This is a genomic window from Arthrobacter sp. Y3223164 (assembly GCF_059091005.1).
In genome coordinates this window covers 1-1696 of the sequence record NZ_JBNHGF010000507.1, presented here as the reverse complement: position 1 = coordinate 1696, position 1696 = coordinate 1, and the positions used below count along the sequence as shown (strand labels likewise).

General features: G+C 71.3%; 2 protein-coding genes and 1 pseudogene. All 3 read left to right on the top strand.

Features of this window, described 5'->3' with window-relative positions; genetic code table 11:
- A pseudogene (locus tag AC5RUJ_RS15885) lies at positions 1 to 442 on the top strand (transporter); the annotation flags it as partial.
- A gap of 91 nt (positions 443 to 533) precedes the next feature.
- Positions 534 to 842, top strand: coding sequence for a DUF3039 domain-containing protein (locus tag AC5RUJ_RS15880; RefSeq protein ID WP_493979734.1), 309 nt, complete (start codon positions 534 to 536; stop codon positions 840 to 842).
- Positions 843 to 929: 87 nt separating this feature from the next.
- On the top strand, positions 930 to 1696 hold a 767-nt coding region (locus AC5RUJ_RS15875), incomplete at its 3' end, for an MFS transporter (protein WP_494156199.1).

Below are 1696 nucleotides of genomic sequence, written 5' to 3'. Positions count from 1 at the left end.
GGTGATCGCGCTGCCGGCGACCGTCGTGCTGACCGTGCTGCCGTTCGTGTTCATCGGCGGGTGGCACCTGCTGCCGCCCGTTGCCGGGGTGGCCCTCGGCGTGCTGCTGACCGGCCTGGGCCTGTCCAGCGTGGTCTCGGCCCGTTACACCTACAACGTGCCGCTGCCGGGGGAGAGCCCGTTCAAGACCCCGCCCGGCTCGACCGCCCGGATGATGCTGGTCCAGCTGGGCGGGCTCGGCGTGCTGGTGCTGCTCTCGCTGCCGGAACTGGTGCTGGCGCTGATCGGTGTCTTCACCGGCGACGCGTTGTGGGGCTGGCTGGCGCTGGCGGTCGGCCTCGTGCTCGGCGCGGTCCTGCTGGTGGTCGGCATCGAGCTGGGCGGCCGCTGGTATGACCGCCGGACGCCGGAACTCCTCCAGGCCGTGGCCAAAAACAAATAGCGCGCCGGCACAGCTGCGGCGGCGGGCGACGACGACGGGGGAGCCGGGCTCCGCCGTCGTCGTTCCTGTTTCAGGGGTTAAGATGGGTGGCATGAGTCTTCCTCCGGATCCTTTCGAAAACGACCCCCGCGCGCCGCAGACCCCGGGCGGGTCCACCGCGACGATCGAGCGTGAAGAACTCCGCGAAGAGCTTGAGCCCGGCGACCGCGAACGCTTTGCGCACTACGTCCGCAAGGAAAAGATCATGGAGTCGGCGCTGTCCGGCGAACCGGTGATCGCCCTGTGCGGCAAGGTGTGGGTGCCCGGCCGCGACCCGAACAAGTTCCCGGTATGCCCGGACTGCAAGGCCATCTACGAGGGCCTGCGCCCCGGCGGCGACGATTCCGGCAAGAAGAAGTAGTAACCTTCCCCACCCCACGAGCGCGGGCGCGTCCGGTGCCCGCCGCGCTTCCCCCTGCCTGCCAAGAAAGTCAGCCCTGGTTTTTTGATGCCCGAATCCACCGCCATCCGCGCGCCCGGCGCCATGTCTGCTGCCTACCGGCCGCTGACCATCGGCCTGCTGACGGTGATCACGCTGGCGGCGTTCGAGGCCGTGGCGGTGGCGACGGCGATGCCGGTGGTGGCGGCCGACCTGGAGGGCAAGTCCGCCTACGGGCTGGCGTTCTCCATGTTCCTGACCGCTTCGCTGCTGGCCAGCGTGGTGGCCGGAGTCTGGTGCGACGCGAAGGGCCCGCGCCCGGCCCTCGCCGCGGGGCTGGTGCTGATGGTCGCCGGGCTGGTCCTGTCCGGGGTGGCCGGGGAGTTCTGGATCTTCACCGCGGGCCGCGCCGTGGCCGGGCTGGGCGGCGGGTTCGCAATCGTGGCCGTCTACGTGATCATCGGACAGGTCTATCCGCAGCGGCTGCAGCCGGTGGTCTTTGGCTGGCTGGCGGCGGCCTGGGTGGTGCCGTCGCTGGTGGGGCCGCTGGCCGCCGGCGTCGTCGCCCAGTACCTTTCCTGGCGCCTGGTGTTCTACGGCGTGGCGCCGATCTTCCTGCTGGCCGTGCTGGTCATCTGGCCGCAGACCGGCAGCGTGGGAGCCCCGGAGAACCCGACCACGGACAAGCGCGGCGGGCGCCTGCAGGCGATGCGGGGCCTGCTGCTGGCCGGCGGTGTGTTCCTGGCCCAGTGGGCCCTGTTCGAGGCGGTCGCCGGCGGGTCCGCCGGGAAGCTGGTGCTGATGTACGCGCTGGCGGCCGGCGGCGTGGTGCTGGC

What these genes read in the sequence shown, in the direction of transcription:
- AC5RUJ_RS15880 (WP_493979734.1), top strand. Translation starts at nt 534, where the DNA reads ATGAGTCTTCCTCCGGATCCTTTCGAAAACGACCCCCGCGCGCCGCAG.